The organism is Sorangium sp. KYC3313 (assembly GCF_052075895.1).
GTDB classification, from domain to species: domain Bacteria; phylum Myxococcota_A; class Polyangia; order Polyangiales; family Polyangiaceae; genus Sorangium; species Sorangium cellulosum_B.
The window spans coordinates 5,647,315-5,669,860 of the sequence record NZ_CP197255.1; the positions used below are offsets into that span (position 1 = coordinate 5,647,315).

Sequence of the window (22,546 nt, forward strand, 5' to 3'; positions counted from 1 at the left end):
AAGCGTCGGATGAGGCGGACGGTGTTCAATCCAGATACGGAGATGATGTGACAATGGACACCCGAGGCGCTGCCGCTCTACCACACGACCTTCAGTCACTCGAGGCAACCGCAAGCGAGCGAGCCTTCGCGCAGGGAAAAGCCGCCGGCATCGGCGTCGTCGGTCCAGAAGAACGGCTTGACGCCGCCGCTGCACTCCGCGTCCGGCGCGAGCGCGATGCCTTCGTTGTTGGAGTCCGGCAGCCCGCCGGGGGGCCTGAAACGCCGCTCCAGCACGAAGCGCCCGAGCGCGTCGTCGATACCGAACACGGCGGATTGGTTGTCGCACGTGTCGTCGCAGGATGCCCACAAGCTCCCGGTGTCACGGTCGAGCTCGAGCCCCATCACGCCCGCGAGCGGCGTCGAGAGGCTGGCCACCAAGGTGGCCGCGCCGCTCCCGTGATTCAGCGCGAAAGCGTACACCTTGCCGGTCTCTTCCACGCCCACCAGAAACAGACCGGCGCCGTGCTCGCCGTAGTCGCTCGGGACGTAAGCTCGGGCCTTGCTCTCGTCGAAGAAGCGGCGCGCCGTGAGCAAGCCGTCAGCCGCCCAGGTGACCGCTTCAAGACCCGCGTTCGCGTCGACCTCGGGCAAGAGCGCGGTGAGGTTCCACTCGTGAGTCGCGGTCAGCGTCGCTCCGGCGGCCGTCACGTCGTAGCGCAACACGGAGAGCCGGCTCACGGACGGAGCGTCCGTGTCGCGCTCGGCGCACACGTAGACGCCCGCGGCGCTCGTGGCGGCGAGCGTCACTCCCTCCGCGTCGGGGGTGCCCTTGCCGTTCGGGTAACGTAGCCGTTTGCCGGCGGCCCAGCCATTGGACGTGTCCGGCGCGTAGCTCGCTCCGCTCTTCAACAACCGAAACAGCCTGGCGGAGAGGTTGTCGGTCGCCCACAGCACCCCGGGCGCCTCGTAGGTCAGCCCGCTCAGATCGCTCTCGAACGCGTCCTCGCTGTCGAGCGTGCGTACCTCGGCCTTGCCAGGCCACGGCGACAGCTGCGTCGAGCCCGCCGGGCACGCGCCGGCACCGCCCGCCCCCGCGCTCGCACCGCCGGCTCCGGCGCTGTCGGCGGCTCCGGCGGCGCCGCCGGCGTTCGGGCTGCCGGCCACGCCGGTCGAGCCCGCGACAGCCGCAGCGCCGCCGCCCATTCCCGCGCCGCCTGCTTCTGCTGCGCTCCCGCTCGAGCCGCCTGCCGCGGGCGAGGCACCGGCCGCCGACGTACCACCTGCTCCGCCCGACGGCGCTGGCAGAGGCGGCTCGCTCGAGCCGCTGCCGCACGCGGCCAGCCATGCCATCGCGACGACGGTCGCGTGAGACCGGAGGTTCATCGTCCTCTTCCCCTCGACCTTCAACTCTCGCCAGCCGGTCGCCGGCACCAGGCAACGATAGCACTCGAGCGCGCCACGTCACAACGGACGATATTCGAGATCCTCCGCGCGAGCGCCAGCGTGGTGTAATATTGCAGAGTCGAGTGAGCTCGTTCGATCCGTCGGGCTTTGTCGGGAAGTTGCCCCGGAGCGGCAGAACAACCGCCAAGCCGCCAAGGACGCCAAGGGGAGAGGAGGAAGGGGCGGTCCGGGCATCCCCCCCTATTCCCCGGTTTTCCTGGCGCCCTTGGCGGCTTGGCGGTTCGCTTCCCCGGCCGACTTCCCGCAGTAGAGCTAAGCTGGGTCGGAATGGCATGATGGCCTTCAAGGCAGCTGCGCCATCACCTGCACGCTCGCGGGCGAGCCCGTCGTCGAGGTGACCGGTGATCACGCTCGAGTCGGCGACACGCTGTATCTGCACGTCGGCTGTAGCGTCCTCATCGCCAAGCTCGACCGGCAGGACACCACCGAGATCCTCGTCGCCGGCGCCTGCCTCAGCCGCGGCGGCGAGCTCTACTGCTTCGACGCCGCGAGCGGCGACGCCCACGACATCGCCACCGCCGACATCACCTTCACGAGCGACGGCACCGGCACGCTGACCACCGAGGTGACCGGTCTATCGCCGGGGGTGGACGGCAGCGTCGAGGTCGCGCGCGGCGGCTCGCGGCAGGCTGTGACCGAGACAGCGACGCTGATGGATGAGGGGGCGGGCACCCACGTGGTGACGGCGGTGCGCGTCGCCGAGCACGATCAGATCGTCCGCCCCGTCCACGAGCCGAACGACGCGGATCTCGCTCACGCGGCGCGACGCGGAGCACCGCCGCAACGCACAAAATGGAGGACCGCCCCAGGCAAAGCTTCCACGAGCCACGATCGGCTGTATGCTCTCGCGCATGAAGGACCCGAAGCACCTGCCCCGACCCGAGGGCCAGGCTCATGGCTGGTGAATCCTGCGGCATTTGCGGCGGCGACGGCCGCATCGCCAACTCGTTCTCCGGCACCACCGCCACCTGTCCGGGCTGCCACGGCACCGGCCGGCGCTCGGACGACACCGGCATCCGCGACGTCACCAAGACGAAGCCTTCCCACTTCCGGCAGCCGAACAAGCAGGCGGCCGTCGAGAAGCCGCAGGGACCTGCGTCGCTGGAAGGCGTCCAGCTCGCCAGGGAGGTGAACGCGGCCGCACATCTCTCCAGCGGGACGAAGACCAAGCTCACGCTCGAGATCGTGGAGCATGAGGCCACCCACGGAAAGTGCACCCAGACCTTCATCAAGAAGGTCCGCAAGCAGCTCCGTCCGCCCGGATCGTGAGCGGCGGAGGGCAGCCGCGAGCGCCATGTCCTGCATCTGATGCCGAGATCATTCGGCAGGAATTCCCCTTCTCGGGTGCTGGCTACGCCACGAAACGCCACGGCGCAGGCGACAGAGAGGATTTCAGCCCTGACTCCTTGAGGCACCCGCCGCCGCGGTGCCCGCTCGGGTCGGCCACCACGACCGCATGGGCGGCGGCGAGATGCCGACCTCGTGGGTCTCGGCCCGCACCACCGAGCGGTTGCTCGGCCGAACGCTTCGTCCAGACCGGCGGCGCCGGCCGGATCTGCTGCTTCGTGGCGCGCTGAGCGGTCAGCAGCGAATCCGCCGGCAAGCACCGCGCTGCTCGTCGTGCACGAACACGACGAGCCCGCAGGCTACGCTCACAGGTCGAACAACGTCCCTTGCCGGGTCGGCCGCCTGAACGTCGACTCGCCCTCTCGCTCGATGTACTCGCCGCTGCCGCGCGCCACGTTGAGCCCGAGCCGCTGGCAGTGGACCTCGAACAGCCGCTGGATCGCCGCCCAGCGCGGGCCCGCGCCCTGGAAGCGCGCCCCGAAGGCGGCCTCGTTCATCTTGCCGCCGCGCATCTCCTGGATGCCGCGGCGGACCTTGGCGGCGCGGTCCGGGAAGGCCTCCTCGAGGCGCTCGTCGAAGACCGGGAGCACCTCGCGCGGCAGGCGCAGCGGCATCATGAACGCGCTCTCCGCGCCAGCGGCCCGGGCGCGCTCCAGGAGCTCCGGGACATCGCTGTCGTTCAGGCCGGGGATCATCGGCGACAGCGAGATCCCCGTCGGCACCCCCGCGTCGGAGAGCGCCCGCATCGCCTCGAAGCGCAGCGACGAGCGGCTCGCATACGGCTCCATCTTGCGCGCCACCGCGTCGTCGGCGAACGGGATGCTGAAGTGGACCCGGGCGCGCGCCCGGCGCGAAAGCTCGCCGAGCAACGCGGCGTCGCGTCGCACGAGCGCGCCCTTCGTGATGAGCCCGACCGGATTCCTGAACGCGAGGCACACCTCGAGGCAGCGGCGGGTGAGCTCGTAGCTCGCCTCGAGCGGCTGGTAGCAATCGACATTGCCCGAGAACACGATCGTGTCTCCCTGCCAGCTCGGCTTGTTGAGCTCCTTCTCGAGCAGCTCGGGCGCATTCGACTTGACCACGATCTTGCGGTCGAAATCCGTCCCGGCGCCCCACCCGAGGTACTGGTGCGACGGCCGGGCATAGCAGTACGCGCACGCGTGGAGGCAGCCCCGGTACGGGTTGACGCTGAACCGGAAGGGAAGATCGGGGCTGTCGTTCGCGGTCACGATGGAGCGGGCCTGCTCCTCGAAGATCTGCAGCGTCGCCGGGGGCGCCTCTTCGAGGTACTCGACCTGCGTCGACGACCACGGGTTCGGAGGGTTGTTCACGGGGCGCGGCATGGTGCGGAGTACTCCGGGCGAAGAGGCGAGCGCTGCGAGCGCAGTCTAGCGCGTCCCGGCCGGGATGGGAGCGTTTGTTCAGTAGAGCCCGGCGGGCCCGGTCGGGGCGCCTGGGGCGCACCGGTCGTGCCGGCGGGGAGGCCACGGCGGGAAGAGCAGATTGACACGGTGGGGGAGCCCTGCTGGCATGGACGCCCTCAGTCGAGACGGGGGAGGGAAAGATGGCCGAGCCGAGACAGCCTGGGTTCGATCTCCGCAGCACGTACCTGCACCTCGCGGACGGGGGGGATGCGCTGCAGATCGAGGTGAAGCCGACGTTCTGGCAAGAGCTCATGTCCGACGAGCCGGAGGGCGCCGACATCCGGCGGGTCAAGCGCGTGGATGGCTGGCTCGTGACGCGGTTTCACATGGCCGAGGACACGCCCCGGTGGGAGATGCACCCGGCCGGGGACGAGATCCTGTACCTCCTCTCGGGCGCGATCGACGTGGTGCTGCAGGACCAGGCCGGCGAGCGGGTCGTCGCGCTGCGCGCAGGGACGGCGTGCACGGTGCCGCAAGGGGTGTGGCACCGGATGATCGTCCACGAGCCGGGGGATTTCGTGGCGATCACGTACGGCAAGGGGACGCAGCACCGAGCGGTGTAGTCGCCCCACGGCGAGCCCGCCGTCCGACATGCCGGGGCCGAGCATCGCCGGGCTGCCGCAGAACGCGGTGAATGGGAGTCGAGGAGGAAGTCGATGTCCTCGACGGCGTTCGACGCCTCAGCCCCGCCCTGCGTGGCGGCGGTGCTCCACCATCAGGCAGCGGTCCTGCACGACCAGGATGCCCGCCTCGACCAGCCGCTCGGCCACCTGGTCGTTCCGGATGCCGCTCTGCAGCCAGACGGCGCGCGGCCGGGCGGCGAGCAGGTCGTCGAGGTGCCCGGCGACGTCCTGGCCCCGCCGGAAGACATCGACGATGTCGATGGGGCCCGGGACGTCGGCCACCCGGCGATAGACCTGCTGGCCGAGGATGGTCTTCACGTCAGGGTAGTAGACAGGGACCGGGATCACCTCCACACCCGCGCCCTGGAGATAGCTGGCCACGTAGAACGCTGGCTGATCCGACTGCGCCTCGGTCTTGATGCCGAGCACGGCGACGCGCCGCGCCGAGCGCACCAGCTCCGCCACCCGGGCCTCGTCGTCGCTTATATCGCGAATGTCGTTCATGGAAGGAGTCTACGCCCCCGGGCGCGGCTCGGCGACGGATCCCCGCGCTCGGGCCGTTGCAGAGTTGTGGCAGACTCGGCCGCGTGAACCTCGACCGGCTCCCGGCGCTCTGGGCCGACCTCATCCGCTCTCCCGCCTCGCTGCCCGTCGCGCTGGCGGCCTCGGCCTCCGTCCTCGCGCTCGGCTTCGTCGTCTACCGCGTGGTCTTCGCCTCGCTCTCGCGCCTCGCGGGCGCCACGCAGACGTCGCTGGACGACCTCCTGGTCCGCCGCATGCGGCTGCCGGCGCGCATGCTCGTCGCGCTGCTCGCGCTGCACGCGTTCATCTCCCTTCGCGGGGGAGAGCTGCCCACGCTCCACAAGGGCGTGCTCCTCCTGGAGCTCACCCTCGCCGCGTACCTCGCCATCGAGATCGCCGAGACCCTGGTCATCGACTACTGGCTCGCCGAGCGCCGGAAGGTGCTGCTCCCGGCCCTGGTGCGGCACCTCCTGCTCACGATCCTCTACCTCGTCGCCGGCCTCTCGATCGTCGGCGCGGTCACCGGGGTCGACCTCGTGCCGCTGCTCGCGACCTCGACCGTCATCACGGTGGTCCTCGGCCTGGCGCTACAGGACACCCTGGGCAACCTGTTCGCCGGGCTCGCCCTGCACTCCGAGCGCTCGTTCGGCGTCGGGGACTGGATCCTCGTCGACGGGGTCGAGGGGCAGGTGATCTACGTGGGATGGCGCTCCACGCGCCTCCGGACGTTCTCCGGAGACGTGGTGATCCTGCCGAACTCGATCATCGCCAAGGCGCGCGTCCAGAACTTCTGCGCGCCGGACCGGAACTGCGCGCGCAACGTCGAGATGCTCGTCGCGCTCGCCGCCCCGCCCGAGGCCGTGGAGCGCGCCGCCCAGCGCGCCTGCGGCGAGGTGCCCGGGGTGCTGCGCGAGCCCGCGCCCAGGCTCTGGCTCGCCGCCGTCACGCCGCTCTTCCAGCGCTACGTCATCAAGTTCTGGATCGCCGACTTCGAGCGCCACGATGTGCTGGAGTCCGACGTCATGAAGGCGTTCTTCCGGGCGTGCCGCGACGAGGGCGTGGCGCTCAGCCCCGCCGCGGCGCAGCCGGCCCTCGCCGTCGAGATACGGCCCCCGGCTGGCGCCCCGGGGCCCGCCGAGGGCGCCGCAGGGCCTGCCGGCGCCGCAGCGCCCGCCGCAGACCCGAGGGCGGCGCCGGCGGTCCTGGCGGCGATCGTCGTGGCGCCGGCCGCCCCGCCGCCGGGCGGCCACGGCTGACCCCGCGCGGGCGCAGCGGCCCGATTTGCCTTGGTGCAGCCGTCCCGCCGCGGTACCCCGGCGGTATGCCTGATCACCAGACCATCTCTCCCAGCAAGGTCGCGATCGTGGGTGCGGGCAGCGTCGGCGCGACGATCGCCTATGCGTGCCTTCTCCGCGGCGTGGCGAAGCAGATCGCCCTGTTCGACGTGAACCGGGCCAAGGTCGGCGCCGAGGTGCTCGACCTCAACCATGGGCTGCAGTTCGTCCCGGTGGCCACGCTCGACGGCAGCGATGACGTCGAGGTCTGCCGCGGGGCGGCCGTGGTCGTGATCACCGCCGGCGCGAAGCAGAAGCCCGGGCAGAGCCGGATGGACCTCGCCACCGCGAACGTCGCGATATGCCGCGAGCTCCTGCCGAGGCTGCAGGCCGTCGCGCCGGGCGCGCTCTACCTGCTCGTCACCAACCCGGTCGATGTGATCACGTATGTCACGCTCAAGCTGACAGGCCTCCCGCCCGCCCGCGTGATCGGCAGCGGCACGGTGCTCGACAGCAGCCGTTTCAGGTTCCTCATCGCGAGGCAGCTCGACGTGGCCGTGCAGAACGTCCACGCGTACATCGCGGGAGAGCACGGGGACAGCGAGGTGCCGCTGTGGAGCAGCGCGAACGTGGCGAACATCCCGCTCGACGCGTGGTCCGTGCCCGGCCACGGCCACCTCGGCGCGACCGAGCGGGCCGAGATCTTCTCCAACGTGAAGAACGCCGCCGCCCAGGTGATCTCCGGCAAGGGCGCGACGAACTACGCTGTCGGCCTCGCGACCGCCAAGATCCTGGAGGCCCTGCTCCGCGACGAGAGCCGCGTGCTGCCCGTCAGCACCCTGCTGAGCGGCTATCGCGGGATCGACGATGTCTGCCTGAGCGTGCCGTGCGTCGTGAACCGGTCCGGCGTCGAGTCACAGCTGCCCATTCCGATGAGCCCCGAGGAGGAGGCTGGCCTCCGGGCCAGCGCGGACACGATCCGCAAGGCGATCCGATCGCTCGGATTCTGAGGCGACCCCGGGTGTGCCGCGACTGCCATCGCGCCCCGTGATCCCGTCGAGCTCAATCGCCCGTGCCCGCCGCCGATGCCGGGGAGCCCGCTATCGCCGGGAACACCGGAGACGCCATCTTGGCCGCATCCATTGCTGTCGACCTCGCCCCTTCGTGAACGTCGAGGGCGTCTATCGTCCGTCTGCAGGCCAAACCCAGCTCGTCTGCTCATCCGTAGCAAACCAGCGCGTTCGCCCTTCTTGGCAAGGCCGGTCAGCTCGGCAAAGCCCCCACACCGCGCAACGATCCCCCCGCCTCTTCGTCAGCCCAGGCAGCCCAGCAAAGCTCACCCGCCAGCAGTCCCCTGGTCCGACTCCCCCCACGCCACCATGACCGCGCTCGTGTTGTAGAAGCCCTCGACGCTCCCCCCGAACTTCGCGATCTGCCCGTAACACGCCATCCCGAACATCGGGTTCGACGCCGCGTTCGGCGAGAGAAACGCCCGCACCTCCTCGCGGTACCGCTCCCCCAGCATCCGGAACCGCGCCGCGCAGTCGAACACCAGCGAGCCGGCCACCCCGGGCAGCGGCCCCAGCACCTTCGTCGACAGGCTCTTCGCCGCCTGGAGCACCGCGTCGGTCGCCGCGTTCACGACGCGCACCACCTGCCCGCGCGCCAGCCCCCCGGTCAGCACCACCGCGCCGTCCCCCCGGATCGCGATCGGCGACCTGATCTTCAGCGACTCGCCGAACGGCGTCTTCGCCCCGAGCGCGTGCTTCGCCATCGTCTGGAGCAGCCCCTCGCCGCTCGACCGGAAGCCGAGCCGCGAGAGCTCCTCCTCGTACACCCGCGCCGCCGGCTGCCCGTCCAGCGTCCTGAGCACGTTCCGCTCGATGTCCGTGATCGTGAAATCCCGCCCGCCCTCGGCGGCGCGGAACCCGTGCACCACGTCGATGTTCACCCGCTGCCGGTGCGTCAGCCGCACGAGGACCGCCGCGTCCGTCAGCACCTTGCGGCCGAGGAACACCCGTGCCCCCTCGAACGTCCACCCGTCGCCCGCCGTCCCGCCGAAGACGCGCGTGTGCGGCGGCACGCCCTGGCGGAGCGCGGCCACCAGATCGTCGCCGTCGCACGCGAACGCGTCCGCCAGCACCAGGATCGAGCTCGTCGCCCCGCTCCGCCCGCTGCCGCTCGAGACGGCCTCGTCCATGTCGCTCAGCGCCGCCCTGATGCTCTTGGCGTGATCCGAGCGCAGCTCGCGCGCCGCCGTGCACGCCACCTCGACGTTCGCTCCCCCGAGGAACGCGCACGTCACCCCGCTCCTGCTGAAGCCGCGCTCCGTGAACGACACCCCGCCGGTCGTGGCTCCGACCACCGGAACGCCCGTCGCGTCCTCGACCGCGGCGAGGTACTCCTCGTGCTTCGTCCCGCTCGGCATGGCCACGATCGCGAGCCGCGCGGGCTCCTTCCACTCCGCGACCGTTCGCTCGATCTTCCGGCCGAGCAGCCACGCGTTCCCGTCAAAGGGTCCGAGGGTCATCATCTTCATGCGCTGAAGCTCCTGCGTGCCCGGCGCCGGAGCGCGGGCTTCGGATCCAGGCCATCACCGACGAACCGCGTCGTGACCGTGATATCACGCACGAGGGAGGCCGCTCTACTCCTCATGGAGAGGCGCCCGCCGCCGGAGAGGCGCCCGCCGCCCGCGGCTGCTCGCTCGGGTGACGAGCATTGCGCAGCATCGGCTCAGCTCGGGTGCTGTGTTCGGGCCGCATACCTCCGCGCCGGAGCACCGCGCCCCGCTCTGCGCCCTGCGCGCGCGAGCGCGGCGTCGCGTCGGCGTCACCAGGCGAGCGCGTGAGCGCCAGCTCTGCGAGCCCGCTCACATGCCGAGCAGCATCGGCTCCCGCTGCCGCACGAACCCCTCCACGAGCTGCCGCTGCTCGCCCGAGAGCCGCACGAAGCGCGCCCCGAACCCAGGCGGGCCCTCCTGCTCCGTCTCGCGCGTCCATTCGACCACCCCCACCGCGTCGATCTCGCCGCCCTCCGCGAACGGGATCTTGAGCGCCACCGTCGTCCCGCGCGCCGGCGGCGGCCGGAAGGTCGGCACGAAGATGCCGCCGTGGTCGACGACGTCGGCCGCGGGCGCCGTCCGGTAGAAGTTCGCCGGCGACGCCGCCCCGACCCGCGCCTCGAAGCGCGGCGGCGGCGGCTGGCTCTGCGGGCGCGCCGCCGCGCGGACCTTCTCGTCGAGCGACCGGAGCCCCTGCGCGAGCTCCGAGACCTGCGCCTCGATCGCCCGGATGCCGAACGCGCTCTGCGTCGTCGCCTTCGCGAGCGGCGCCACGAGCCGCTCCACCAGCGACAGGTGGTGCCCCACGAACTCCGACACCGAGCGATCCGTCTCGACCTTCACGTCGACCCGCGGCTGCGCCGCCCCCTTGAGCGCCGCGGAGAGCCGCTCCATCTCGGGCGCGAGCCACTGCTTCATCTCCCGCGCCCGCGCGTCCCCCGCCTGCGCCACCGCGGCCGCCTTCCCGATCGCGCCGCGGATGCCCTCCAGCTGCTCGCCCAGCATCGACAGCGTGCCGGTCACGCGCACGACCGGGTCGTCCTCCTTGCCGCCCATGCGCTTGATCCGCACGAAGCCCTTCTTGATCTCGTCCCACCGCGCCGCCTGCTCCGGCGTCATCCGGCCGCGCAGCTCGGCGAGCTTGAGGAGGTTCTGCTCGGCGCCCGTCGTCAGCGTCTGCGACTCGCTCACGTAGTGATCGTCGATGAGCCGGTCGACCTCCTCGAGCGTGTGCGCCGCCACGACCTTCTCGGCCAGCTTGTTCATGTTCCGGTAGCTGCCCTGCAGCTTGAACGGCGGCTCCGTCCGGAAGGCGTCGTCCTGCGACGCGCTCCGGATGTACTCGAGGTTCACGGACAGGAGCACCTTCTGCACCCGGAAGAGCCGCTCGAACACGGCGACCATCTCCGAGACCTCCGCCGCGGAGTAGGCGTGCTCGAGCTCCGACGCGGCGATGGATTCGCCCTGCGCCATCCGGATGAGCTTGTGCGTGTCGCCCGGCGCCCGCCCGGAGAGCGGCGCGAGCGTCGGGTTCGACGTGAGCGCGTTCTCCAGGTAGCTCAGCGCGAACAGCGCCTGCTTGCCGTCGAGGACGTCGCCGAGGTTGTACGTGTCGGCCCGGTTCGACAGCATGTCGGGGATCTGGAACCGCGCGCCCGACTCCGTGTACGGGTTGCCCGCCATCACCACGCAGAACTTCTTGCCGCGCAGGTCGTACGTCCTCGTCCGGCCCCGCCACACGCCCTCGATCCGGCGCTGCCCGTCGCAGAGCGAGATGAACTTCTGGAGCAGCTCCGTGTTCGTGTGCTGGATGTCGTCCAGGTACAGCATCACGTTGTTGCCCATCTCGAACGCCAGGTTGATCTTCTCGACCTCCTGGCGCGCCGTCGCGTTCGGGGCCTCGGCCGGGTCGAGCGACGTCACCTCGTGGCCGAGCGACGGCCCGTTCACCTTCATGAACACGAGGCCGAGCTTGCTCGCGACGTACTCCATCAGCGTCGTCTTGCCGTAGCCCGGCGGCGAGATGAGCAGCAGCATGCCCATCAGGTCGGTGCGCTTCACGTCGCCCGCGGCGCCGAGCTGCTTCGCGAGGTTCGCGCCGACGAGGGGCAGGTACACCTCGTCGATGAGCCGGTTGCGCACGAACGACGTGAGCACCCGCGGCGCGAACTCCTCGAGGCGCAGCCGCTTCCGCTCCCGCTCCGCGATCTCGCTCCGCACCTTCCTGTAGGCGCGGTAGCGCGGCGCCCTCTCGTGCAGGAAGTCCTCGATCCTGCTCAGGAATTCGTCGAGCCGGAGCGCGATCGCGCGCTCCTTGATGCGCGGGTGCTGCCCGAGCAGCCCCTCGACGCGCGCCTCGGTGACGGCCCCGCTCGGCTCCCGCTCGATGTGCCGCTCCGTCACGACGACGACCGCCGCCTCGAGCGCGAGGTGGCTTAGCGCAGCCGGGGGGTTGGGGGCAGAGCCCGGCTTGCCGGGCGAGCCCCCATCGTTGGCCAAGGGTTTGGGGGCAGAGCCCGGCTTGCCGGGCGAGCCCCCATCGTTGGCGACCGCGGCGAACCCCTTCAGCCACGCGAGCGCGAGCTCCAGCCGCTCGGCCGGGTGCTTCTCGAGCTGCCGCAGGTCCTCCTCGAACGCCGCCCGGCCCCCCTCGAGGTCGAGGCGCGCGAGCAGCGCGTCGCGCAGCGAGAGCGCCGCGTCGCTCGTCACGAACCGGGGGCGCTCCGCCGCGAGCTCCTCCACGAGGTACCGCGCCGCCACGCGCACGTCCGCCGCGCTCGCCGCGAGCCTGTGCGCCGCCGCCGCCGCCGCCACGCCCTGCGCGAGCTCGGCCGCGAGCGCCGCCCGCGCCTCGCTCTCGCCGAGCTGCGCGGCGAGCCGGCCGAGGCTCCGCGACCGCCGGTGCGCGAGGTCCCGGGCGCGCGCGTCGAGCCCCGCCCAGTAGAGGCACGCGAGGGCCCGCGGCGCGCTCCCGAAGCGCAGGAGCCCCGCCGTGGACCGCAGCGCGAGCAGCTTCTCCAGGATCAGCGCCGCGTCCGCGTCGTGGACGCCGCGCTCGTAGCCCTCGTCGTGCCGGCCCTCCGCGTACGCGCGCACCGCGCCGAGCAGCCCGCCCGGGCCGAGCGACGCCTCGCGCAGCCGCTCGATCGAGAGCCCGCCGCGCCCCGCCTCCGCGTCCGCGAGCATCGAGCCCGCGAGGAGCTCGCCCCGGTAGACCTCGGGGGTCTCGCTCGCGAGCTCCTGGCCCCAGAGATCGCGCGCGCTCTCGAGCGCCGGGTCCTCGATCGGCTCGAAGAAATCGGTCCCGGTGAGGTGCAGCGCGAGCCCGTCGCCGCGCGGGACCAGCGTGAGCTCCAGGGCCTGCGTGCTCACGTTGAAGCGGTGGCGGCCCAGCTTGATGACGTCGCCGCCGCCCTCGAACAGGTCCTCGCGGTCGCGCAGCGCCCGGAGCGCGTCCTGCCGCGCCGACTTGAGCCGCGCCTCGACCTCGTCCCCCTTCACGCTGTCGCCGAGCGCGTGGAGATCGGCCGCGAGATCGCGGAGCTTCGCGACCATGGCGTCGGACGCGAAGTACGTGTTGAGCTCGTCCACGCCCGGGAAGGTGCGCGCCCGCCGCGCCACCCCCTGGACGATCCGGTCCGCCGCGGCGACGAGGTTCGAGACGCGTCGCTGCCGCTCGTCGAGCAGCGCCTGTCGACGCGCCGCGATCGCGTCGTTCACCTCCTCGCGCTTGGCCGCGAGCTCGCCCAAAAACTCGTCGAACTCGCCGAACTTCCCCTCGAGCTCCTCGAGCTGGACGAGCAGCTTCGACAGCTCGGCGTCGCAGCGCTCGGGCGTGTCGCACACCGCGATCGCGCTCGAGACGCTCTGGCCGAACACCTTGAACTGCGCGCCGAACTCGGCGCGCCCCTCCGCGCCCCGCAGGTCCTTGCCGCGGGCGCTCAGCGTCGCGCGCGCGCGGTTCAGCTGCGCGTAGACCTCGCTGATCCCCTCCAGGATCCGGGTCCGCGCCGTGGGGTCGTCGACCTTGAGGCTCGCCACGATCTCGGCGAGGACCGAGAGCCCCTCGTTCACGGCGTCGAGATCGGCGGCGAACGGCGCGAGCTCGGGCGACTTCGCGACGGCCTCGATCTTCGCGATGAGGCCCGCGAGCCGGTCGGCCAGCGGGCGGAACGCCTGCTCGCCGAGGAGGAACGTCACGCACGCCTGGCTCACCTCGTCGGCGCGCGCGACGATCTCGGCCTCGAGCGCGTCGACGCGGCCGAGGTCCATGTACTTGAGCTCGCGGAGCGTGATGAGGTGCCCCCGCTGCCGCCGCAGCGCGGTCAGGGCCTTCAGGAACGCGTCGACGCTCGCCGCGTCCTCGGGCCGCACCCCGGAGAGCAGCTGCCGCTGCGCCGCCTCGGCCTCGGCGAGCGCGGCCGCGGCGCGCGCCTTGATGCCCTCGACCTTCTCGAACTCGTCGACGATGCTCTCGGAGACGCCCCGGAGCTCGTTCACGACGGACAGGAGATTGCCCGCCTCGGCGTGGCCGAGCCAGTAGTAGGCGTCGGTCATCCGCTCGGCGGTCCTGATCAGATCCTCGTACGTCTGCCGGGTCGGCGACCCGTCCAGCGCCGCGCGCCGCATGCTGAGCGCGTCGGAGATCCCCCGCACGAGGTCGGCGTTGCCCACCTTCGCGAGGTACGAGCCGTCGGTCGGCGCAGACGCCGCGAACTCCGCGGTCATGAACGGCGTCTGCCAGATCTGCATCGGGTGGACGCGGGTCGCCTCGTCGCTCGACGCCCGGAAGATCACCATCTTGCCGTCGTCGAAGAGGCTGTACCCGTGGCACTGGATCGGCGTCGCGATCTCCTTGCGGATCAGGTTGTACGGGAAGAGCACGTACCGCCCGTCCACGACCTGGTGGAACACGTAGAGCACGTCTTCCCCGTTCGGAGAGCGGATGACCCGCTCGAAGACGAGGCTCTCGGTGCTGCCCTCGAAGCGCTTCGTCTCGCCGGTGATGAGGTAGTAGCCGTTCGGGAAGACGATGCCCTGGTCCTCGGGGAGGCTCAGGCAGGCGAGGCCGATCGCGTCGATGCGCGTGACCTTCCGGGTGCGGCCGTTGTAGACGAAGTAGCGGTACGAGGGCTCCCGGAACGGCTTGATCTTGAGCAGGATGAGCGGCCCGAGCCGGGCGTACTGGATGTCGGCGTCGTCGAGCGCCTGGCCCGCGTCGTCGACCGGCTCGCGGTAGATGCCGAGCCCCGTGGTCGTGTTGTTCTCGATCTTGACCGTGAGATCGCCGCCGACCGTCTCGACGAAGATCTCGCCGAGGATCGCGACGTGCGGGTGCTTGCCCTGCACGTGGTCGTCGCGCGTGGCCTGGGTCCAGGCGAAGTCGTGGGCGCGCGGCCGGACGTTGTCCTCGTCGCCGCGCGCGTCGAGGTACCGGATGCGCCCGGTCGCGTCGATGTTCCACCGGAACACCTTCACGTCGCGCTCGGTCGCGCCGACCTGGAAGATGGCGAGCAGCCGCGTCTCGCCGCTGCGCCGCAGCTGGAGAAGCCGGGGCTCCTTGACGTAGCGGTGGAGGTCCTTGAACTCCTTGACGAAGCTGGGGTCGCCGAGGAACGCCTCGCCCTCGTCGAGCGGCACGTGGGTCAGGTCGAAGGCGCCGCCGTCCTTCGCGAAGCGGTGGAGGCTGAAGACGTCGCCGACGTCGACCTCCTTCAGCCCCATGAACACGAGGTAACCGACGAGCAGCTTGCCCCGGATGCTCACGATGTCGCGCGGCACGCAGTTGTTCTCGGTCCTGACGCGGGCGTTCTCCAGGAGCGCGAGGTCCGTGCCGCCGAACACCTCCTTTCGCCGCGCGTTGAGCGCCTCGGCGCGGCGGGCGAGCTCCTCGGCGCGCTCGACGAGCCGCCGCCGGATGACCTCGTAATTGCCCCCGTCCAGCGGCTCCGCCGCCTGCGGCGGGGACGCCCCCGCCGCTCGGGCCGCGCCGTCCAAGGCCCCTGTCGACACCATGCATGCTCCCTGTGGTCAGCCGAGAGGCCCGCCCCGCGTCGAATCCGCGCGGGCCTCGGCCTGCCCGCGGCCAGGTTACAGCCGTTCGCCGCGTCCGGGGGGCGAGATGGCGAGCGCGCGGCGGGGCCGGGACGTCTTCCGACGATGTCAAGCCCGAGCGCCGCCGCCGTCGTTCGCGCGCCGCCATGCCGCCGCGCCGCCGCGCCGCCGGCGGATTCCGTCGCGCCCCGACGGGCGGCGCGTCGGGAACCCGCTATACCGTGAAATCCGCTTGCTCCACGCGGGTGGCTGCGTTGCGATGAGCGGGAACGAGGGCGACCCACATGTCGATGCAAGCGCGCGCCTGTGCGACGCGCGCTTACTCTGTCTCCAGCGGCGTACCTCGTCGCTCGAGGCGCCTCGCGGCGTGGCTTGGACAGCGTGACGACCTTCTGAAGCAAGTTGGGATGGTGGCGTCGATGGGCTTGGGAAAGAGACTTACTTCCGTGCTCCTCGTCATGCTCGCCGGTCCGCTCGTCGCCTGCGGTGGCGGCGGCGAGGGTGGCGGCGGCGAGGGCGGCACGGGCAGCGGCGAGGGCGGTGCGGGCGGCGGCGGGGCTTCAGGCACCGGCGGCGAGGACCCCAGCGGGGGCTTCGGCGGGTTCATGACGGTCGGATCGGGCGGGAGCGGGGGCGCCGGGGGCGATCCCTGCGAATCGCCGGATCCTCCGCCGGAGTGCGACGCGGTGGAGCCGGCGTGCGGCGACGGCGAGATCAACCAGGGGAGCGAGGCGTGCGACGACGGGAACAGCCTCCCCGGGGACTGCTGCTCTGGCGCCTGCAAGGTGGAGCCGTACTGCGTCTGCGAGCCCGGGGAGCTCTGTCACACGACGATCGTCTGCGGCAACGGGGCGGTGGAGCCCGGCGAGAGCTGCGAGGACGGCAACACCGTCTCGGGCGACGGCTGCGACGATCGCTGCCAGAGGGAGCCGGGCGACTGGGTCTGCCCGAGCCCGGGGGAGCCGTGCGTCCGGCTCCACTCGTGCGGCGACGGGCGCGTCTCGGGCGGGGAGAGCTGCGACGACGGGAACGCGGTGTCCGGAGACGGGTGCTCCGAGGTCTGCGCGCTGGAGGACCCCGGCAGCGTCACGTGCCCTGTCCCCGGGCAGCCTTGCAAGCCGGTCGAGCGCTGCGGCGACGGCCGCCTGCGGCCGACCGAGCGGTGCGACGACGGGAACACCGAGCCGGGCGACGGCTGCTCGCCGAGCTGCCTTGTCGAGGCCGGCTGGAAGTGCCCGGACGGCGTGCACTGCACGTTCACGGTCGTGTGCGGCGACGGCCAGATCGGCGTGGGCGAGGCGTGCGACGACCGCAACACGGTCTCGGGCGACGGCTGCTCGTCGACCTGCGCGCTCGAGGCCGGGTTCGACTGCGCGCGCGCGGGGAGCCGCTGCACGGCGGTCTGCGGTGACGGGCGCGTCGTCGAGGGCGAGGACTGCGACGACGGCGACACGAAGAATGGCGACGGGTGCGACGCCACCTGCAAGTGGGAGCCTGGCCTCGTGTGCCAGTCCGCGCCCGGCGGCTATATCTGCCGCGCTACCGTCTGCAACGACGGGAAGAGGGAGGGCTCGGAGCCGTGTGACGACGGCAATGCCAACCTCGGCGACGGCTGCACGCCGTTCTGCCAGGTCGAGCCGGACTGCGGCGACAGCGGGTGCTCGTCGGCCTGCGGCGACGGGCTGCGCCTCGGCGGCGAGGAGTGCGACGACGGCAACACGAGGAGCGGCGACGGCTGCTCGAGCGCGTGCACGATCGAGCCGGGGTACAGCTGCAGGAACGATTCGACCCTGGGCGACGAGCTCCGCGTGCCGATCGTGTACCGCGACTTCAAGGCAGGTCAGCCGAATTTCGAGCCCGGGACCAACCCCCCGGACGCCATCGTCACGGGCATCGTGCAGAGCGCGCTCGGCGCCGACGGCAAGCCCCAGTTCGCGGCGGCGCGGCAGAACGCCTTCCTCACGAACGCCACCGATTTCAACCGCTGGTACAACGACTCGTCCCTCTCGAAGACGGTCGTGGACTGGCTCCCGCTCGCGCGTGTCGGGACGTCGAACGTGTTCCGCTTCGAGGATCACCTGTTCTTCCCGCTCGACGGCAAGGGCTGGCAGGACCCGTCGGTGCCGGTGGCGCAGCGCGAGGCGAGCCGCGAGGCCCGCGATCCGTTCAACGACTGGGCCGTGGCGGGCAACCACAACTTCTACTTCACGAGCGAGGTCCGCTATTGGTTCGAGTACCACGGCGGGGAGCGGCTCGACTTCTACGGGGACGACGACGTCTGGGTGTTCATCAACAACCGGCTCCGCATCGACCTCGGCGGCATCCACACCCCGATGGGGACCGGCGAGGTCGCCGGTGTGGCGGACGATCGCGGGACGGTGCGCATGGATGACCTCGGCCTCACGGAGGGGCGCGTCTACGAGGTCGTCGTGTTCCAGGCGGAGCGCCACACCACGGCGTCGAGCTACAAGCTGACGCTCGGCGGCTTCAACGCGGCCTCGTCCGTGTGCGAGCCCGTGTGCGGCGACGGCATCGTCACGCCCGACGAGCAGTGCGACGACGCGGACGAGAACGGCCCGGGGTACGGGAAATGCTCGACGAGCTGCACGCTGGGGCTCTACTGCGGCGACGGGGTGGCGACCTCGCCGTACGAGATCTGCGACGACGGCACCAACCTGGGCGGCTATGGCTCCGAGGCTTGCGCGCCGGGCTGCGTGGCGGCCCCCCGCTGCGGGGACGAGGAGATCGACAGCCAGTTCGGCGAGGAGTGCGACGACGGCGTGAACGACGGCCGCTACGGCGGGTGCACGCCGGAGTGCCTGACCGGGCCGCGCTGCGGCGACGCGGTCGTCCAGGAGCCCAACGAGACGTGCGACGACGGCGTGAACGACGGCCGCTACGGCGGGTGCACGCCGGAGTGCGGCGACGCGGCGAAGTGCGGCGACGGGGTCACCCAGGACGCGTGGGGCGAGGAGTGCGACGACGGCGTGAACGACGGCAGCATGGGCTGCCTCGGTTGCCGGATCGGCGCCGTCTGCGGCGACGGGAGCGTGCAGCGGGAGCTCGGCGAGGAGTGCGACGACGGCGAGAACGACGGCGGCTACGGCGAGTGCGCGCCGGGCTGCGTGTACGGCCCGCGCTGCGGCGACGGCGTGACCCAGGCGCCGCCCGAGCAGTGCGACGACGGCGAGAACGACGGCGGCTACGGCGAGTGCGCGCCGGGCTGCGTGTTCGGCCCGCACTGCGGCGACGGCGTGCGGCAGGCGGCGTTCGAGGCGTGCGACGACGGCAACACCGCGAGCGGCGACGGCTGCAGCGCCACGTGCCACAACGAGGTCCACTGATCCGGCGCGAGCCCTGACGGCGACGGGAGCGCGGCGGCTCGCCTGGGCCGCCGCGCTGCCCTCTCGACGGCTCAGGGCACGTGAACACGCGGGCTATCGAAAGGGGGGTACCATGCGAAAGTCGACATCTGGCGCGCTCACATTGCTCGCGCTCGTCCCGGGTTGAAGGAGGAGGAGATAGCGGTCCTCGAGGCGTGGGCCGCCTCGGGCGCTCCCGAGGGGGAGCCGGCGGACGCGCCGCCCCCGTTCGTAGCCGAGGCGCCGGGGCTGCCCGGCGTCGATCTGGAGGTCGCGCCGAAGGAGCCGTTCGTCGCGAGCGGCGATGCCGATCAGTTCCGGTGTTTCGTCATGGATCCTGGGCTCACGGAGACGCGGTACATCAACGGCGTGCACCTCATGCCGGGCAACGGCAAGGTCGTGCACCACGCGCTCGTGTTCATCGACAGGGATGGCGTGACCGACGCGCTCGTGGATGAGCACGGCGGATACGACTGCTTTGGCGGCCCCGGGTTCTCGGGCGAGCTCGTCGCCGCGTGGGCGCCGGGGGGCGTCCCCATCGAGCTCGAACCGAACATCGGCGCTGAGCTCCCGGCGGGGGCGCGGCTGGTGATGCAAGTCCACTATCACCCGGCCGGGACGACCGCCGAGCCCGACGCGACGCGCCTCCAGCTGCGCTTCACCCAGGGCGTGCCGGAGTGGCTCATGGGCATCGCGCTGATCGGCAACTTCGAGTCTCCCTTCGCGCAGGGCCGCGGCCTCCTCCCCGGGCCGAACGACGCCGATGGCGTGGAGTTCCTGATCCCCGCCGGCGCGACGGATCATGTCGAGACCATGCAGTTCAGGCTGCCCGCCGCGGTATCTCTCTCGGAGACGTACCTCTATGGCGCCGGCACGCACATGCACTATGTCGGCACGGACATGACCTCGCGAGGGCGCTCAAGGAGCAGCACCTCCCCGCTCCGGTGGACGTGCACCTCGGCGAGAGCACCCTCGACGAGATGTGCCTCGCCGCCGTGATCCACGTGACGAGGAAGCCGTAGCGGTCATGGCTCGATGACATCGGGAGATCGGTAGCGGTCGGCGAGAAGCTTGCCCTCGAGGCGGCCGGGAGCGCCGTCCGCTCGGGCGAGCTCTCGCGGATCCCGAAGGCGGCCGTCGGCGACGCGCGCCGGCGTGCAGCGGCGCGTGGGGGGACGCCCGCCGGCATGCAGCGGCGCGTCGGCGACGCGCGCCGGGGAGCCGCCGCCGCGTCGGCGATGCGCGCCGGGGAGCCGCCGCCGCGTCGGCGACGCGCCCCGGGGACACGGCAACGGCGGGGGGACCGCCGCCGCGTCGTCACGGCGCGGTCGAGAACGTGGAGGAGCTGCGCGCGGGTTGTGCTCGGCACTCCCATCGCCGAGCATGCCCGCATGGCGCGAACGGCCCCGTTTGCGGGGTGCTGACGCGGTACGCGTGGGGCTACGCGCTCGCAGCGGAAGGGCTGGCGTACCTGTTCGCGGAGCCGCGGGGCACGCGCACCGCTTCGCCTACGACGAGGACCATCGCCTGGTGCGGCGGGAAGAGCCCGGCGGGGTCGTGGCGGAGTTTCGCTACAAGGACAGGCGCTGCATCGAGGCGTGGTGTCACCGCGAGGGCAACGACGCGCTCGACGACCGCGAGCAGGACCTGGTGCGCATCGTCAACGAGGCCGGCGAGGAGCACCGGATCGAGCGCGACGCCGAGGGGCGCATCACCGGCGAGCGGACCTTCGACGGGCGGGAGATCCGGTACAGGCTCGATCTGCTGGGCAGGATCGTCCGGAGGGAGTGCGGTCTCGAGCGCGTCGACCTGGAGTACGATCCGCTCGGCAGGCTCGTGAAGCGGAGCACCTCCGACGGGCGCGAGGACGTGTTCGAGTACGATCCGCTCGGCCGGATCGAGCGCGCGGTCAGCGGCGATGTCGAGTGCGAGTACACCTACGATCGGCGGGGGCGGGTGACGGCCGAGGTGACACGGCGGGGCACCGAGGTGCTCGCGGCGTTCGCGTGGACCTACGATGCCATGGGCAAGGCCAGCTCCCTGCGCGGGCCGGGCGGCGAGATGAGCGTGCAGCGCGACGTCCGGGGGCGGCCCGTCGCCGTGCAGATCGGCGGGGAGAGCGCGCCGCTGCGCCTCGCCTACGACGCGCGCGGCTTCGAGGTCGAGCGGCTCTTGCCAGGCGGCGGCACGATCGCGACCGACGTCAACGCGGAGGGGTGGATGGAGCGGCAGCGCGTGCTCGGCATGCCTGCGGCGCCGCGTATCGGGCCGGGAGAGCCCGCGTGGGTGGGGCCGCTCATCGCACCCGAGACGTGGCGCAGGACGTACGCTTGGTCGCCCGCGGGGCTGCTCCGCGCCGACGAGGATCTCCGCGGCAAAATCGGAGAGCTGCTCCGCGATGCGAACGGCCGCGTCGTCGAGCGGCGCAAGGCGGGCAAGGCGGTGGAGCGCTTCCGCCTCACCGTGGCAGGGGAGATGGAGAGGGAGGGCGAGCAGCGGACGTACACGCCTGGGGGGCGGTTGACGGCGCGCACGACGGGACAAGAGACCGTGCGTTACGACTACAGCGAGCGTGGCGATGTGGTGCGGAAACGCGTGAGCGAGCTGGACGGTCACGGGGAGGTGCGGCGCGAGCTCGTGTGGACCTACGACTGGAGCAGCGATGGGCGGCTCACGCAGGTGCGGACCCCGGAGGGGAGGACGATCGCGTTCGCTTATGACGCCTTCGGCCGCAGGATCGAGAAGCGCGTGGCGCGGCTCGGGAGGACCGAGAGCGTAACGCGATATGCCTGGCGCGGCGATGTGATGGTGCACGAGCGCAGCGAGCGAGCGCGGGATGGGGAGGCGCCGGTCGTGGAAGAGCGGAGGTACGTCACGCTGCCCGAGAGCGTGCTGCCGCTCGCGCAGCGGGACGGTGCGGCAGGGGCGCTCAGGTACTTCGTCCATGGCGTGAACGGGTTTCCGGAGGCGATGGTCGGGGGCGATGGGAGCGTCGCGGCGGAGATCGAGACCGGGCTGTACGGCGACGTGCCGGCCGAACAAACCAGGATCGCGCCGCTCAGGCTTCCGGGGCAATATGCGGACGAGGAGACGGGGCTCTGCTACAACTGGCACAGGTACTACGACCCGGTAACAGGGGTGTACCTCAGCCCGGAGCCGATCGGGATCCAGGGCAGCCTGCGGGCCTATGCGTACGCCGATGGATGGCCGAGCGAGCTCATCGACCTGGATGGCTTGCGTCCTTGCGCGACGACGATCATGCGACGAGACCGAACCGTCGTGACAGGGATGAGCGGCAATGCGAATGCGCTTCATACTGCTGTACTCGCTGCCCTGCCGCCTTCCAATGCTCGAGGTACGACCTCGAGGGTAAGTCCTGAGCACTGCGCTGAACCAGCGGCACTTTCCGCTCACTTGAGCGACTGGGAGCAGCGAAATCAGCCGCGAACATGTAGGCCGGGCGACCCGAAGTGGCGACAAAACCTACGCGCGGCCATGAACGAGATCGATCGCGAAGGGGGCATCTCTTCACATCAAGGCGATGTCCCTCGAGCATCGTGCCCCAACTGTTCTCAGACGATACCTCGACTCTACGCGTTGGCCGGAATGATGCCCCCCCACGGGAGTCATCGCACCGGGATTCGACAATTCGCAAGGCAGAGGACCAACATCATCTACGACCACGCCGTCCGCCGAGTTCAACATGAGGGCCAATCAGCGCCCCCGGGGCGACGTTCCTGGGGTTGACAATCTAGGCGCGTGGCACCTCGATTCACGGCGAGGATGGCAGCGCTCTGCGCGTAGCTAACATATACTATGTCACGACCTTCGTCAGCTCTATTCAGCGATCGCCTATCGTCGCGTGCACGGAATTTTCTTGAGAACGAGGGGGTATTCCGAGACGTGTCCCGCTCGTGTGATTGGGAGACGCTCGC

13 protein-coding genes are annotated in these 22,546 nt (G+C 71.3%); 7 read left to right on the plus strand and 6 right to left on the minus strand.

Annotated elements, in window-relative coordinates:
* Positions 1 to 95: 95 nt before the first annotated feature.
* A complete protein-coding gene (locus ACSRUE_RS22085) occupies positions 96 to 1,364 on the minus strand; it encodes a lamin tail domain-containing protein (RefSeq protein ID WP_441292725.1) in 1,269 nt (422 codons plus the stop codon).
* A 552-nt stretch (positions 1,365 to 1,916) separates the two neighbouring features.
* A complete protein-coding gene (locus tag ACSRUE_RS22090) occupies positions 1,917 to 2,117 on the minus strand; it encodes a hypothetical protein (RefSeq protein ID WP_441292726.1) in 201 nt (66 codons plus the stop codon).
* 222 nt (positions 2,118 to 2,339) lie between these two features.
* Between ACSRUE_RS22090 and ACSRUE_RS22095 the strand changes: the two genes are divergently transcribed.
* Positions 2,340 to 2,714, plus strand: a complete 375-nt coding sequence (locus ACSRUE_RS22095) for a molecular chaperone DnaJ (protein WP_437766169.1) — start codon at positions 2,340 to 2,342, stop codon at positions 2,712 to 2,714.
* A gap of 383 nt (positions 2,715 to 3,097) precedes the next feature.
* On the opposite strand, the gene ACSRUE_RS22100 is transcribed toward ACSRUE_RS22095, so the two are convergent.
* The gene (locus tag ACSRUE_RS22100) at positions 3,098 to 4,135 is read right to left on the minus strand and encodes a PA0069 family radical SAM protein (RefSeq protein ID WP_437766170.1); all 1,038 of its coding nucleotides are present in this window, start codon (positions 4,133 to 4,135) and stop codon (positions 3,098 to 3,100) included.
* Positions 4,136 to 4,356: 221 nt separating this feature from the next.
* On the opposite strand from ACSRUE_RS22100, the gene ACSRUE_RS22105 reads away from it, so the two are divergent.
* Complete coding sequence (locus ACSRUE_RS22105) at positions 4,357 to 4,779, plus strand: cupin domain-containing protein (RefSeq protein WP_441292727.1); 423 nt, start codon at positions 4,357 to 4,359, stop codon at positions 4,777 to 4,779.
* A 117-nt stretch (positions 4,780 to 4,896) separates the two neighbouring features.
* On the opposite strand, the gene ACSRUE_RS22110 is transcribed toward ACSRUE_RS22105, so the two are convergent.
* A complete protein-coding gene (locus ACSRUE_RS22110; protein ID WP_437766174.1) occupies positions 4,897 to 5,343 on the minus strand; it encodes a CoA-binding protein in 447 nt (148 codons plus the stop codon).
* 83 nt (positions 5,344 to 5,426) lie between these two features.
* On the opposite strand from ACSRUE_RS22110, the gene ACSRUE_RS22115 reads away from it, so the two are divergent.
* Positions 5,427 to 6,617 carry a mechanosensitive ion channel family protein gene (locus ACSRUE_RS22115; RefSeq protein ID WP_441292728.1) on the plus strand — a complete coding sequence of 397 codons (1,191 nt, stop codon included), beginning with the start codon at positions 5,427 to 5,429 and terminating at the stop codon, positions 6,615 to 6,617.
* Positions 6,618 to 6,682: 65 nt separating this feature from the next.
* Entirely contained in the window at positions 6,683 to 7,645 is a 963-nt protein-coding gene (locus tag ACSRUE_RS22120; RefSeq protein ID WP_441292729.1) for an L-lactate dehydrogenase, read from the plus strand.
* A gap of 326 nt (positions 7,646 to 7,971) precedes the next feature.
* Here ACSRUE_RS22120 and ACSRUE_RS22125 read toward each other — a convergent pair whose 3' ends face one another.
* The gene (locus ACSRUE_RS22125) at positions 7,972 to 9,174 is read right to left on the minus strand and encodes an FIST signal transduction protein (protein ID WP_437766178.1); all 1,203 of its coding nucleotides are present in this window, start codon (positions 9,172 to 9,174) and stop codon (positions 7,972 to 7,974) included.
* Positions 9,175 to 9,504: 330 nt separating this feature from the next.
* Complete coding sequence (locus ACSRUE_RS22130) at positions 9,505 to 15,210, minus strand: DNA repair ATPase (RefSeq protein WP_441292730.1); 5,706 nt, start codon at positions 15,208 to 15,210, stop codon at positions 9,505 to 9,507.
* Positions 15,211 to 15,695: 485 nt separating this feature from the next.
* Between ACSRUE_RS22130 and ACSRUE_RS22135 the strand changes: the two genes are divergently transcribed.
* The 3 genes from ACSRUE_RS22135 to ACSRUE_RS22145 all read left to right on the plus strand — a co-directional run bounded on the left by ACSRUE_RS22135 (position 15,696) and on the right by ACSRUE_RS22145 (position 22,358).
* On the plus strand, positions 15,696 to 18,593 hold the full coding sequence (locus ACSRUE_RS22135; RefSeq protein WP_441292731.1) for a DUF4215 domain-containing protein: 2,898 nt from the start codon (positions 15,696 to 15,698) through the stop codon (positions 18,591 to 18,593).
* A 162-nt stretch (positions 18,594 to 18,755) separates the two neighbouring features.
* Positions 18,756 to 19,610, plus strand: a complete 855-nt coding sequence (locus ACSRUE_RS22140) for a hypothetical protein (protein ID WP_441292732.1) — start codon at positions 18,756 to 18,758, stop codon at positions 19,608 to 19,610.
* A 558-nt stretch (positions 19,611 to 20,168) separates the two neighbouring features.
* Positions 20,169 to 22,358 (plus strand): RHS repeat-associated core domain-containing protein, encoded by a 2,190-nt coding sequence (locus ACSRUE_RS22145; protein ID WP_441292733.1) that lies wholly within the window; start codon positions 20,169 to 20,171, stop codon positions 22,356 to 22,358.
* The last annotated feature ends 188 nt before the right edge of the window (positions 22,359 to 22,546 follow it).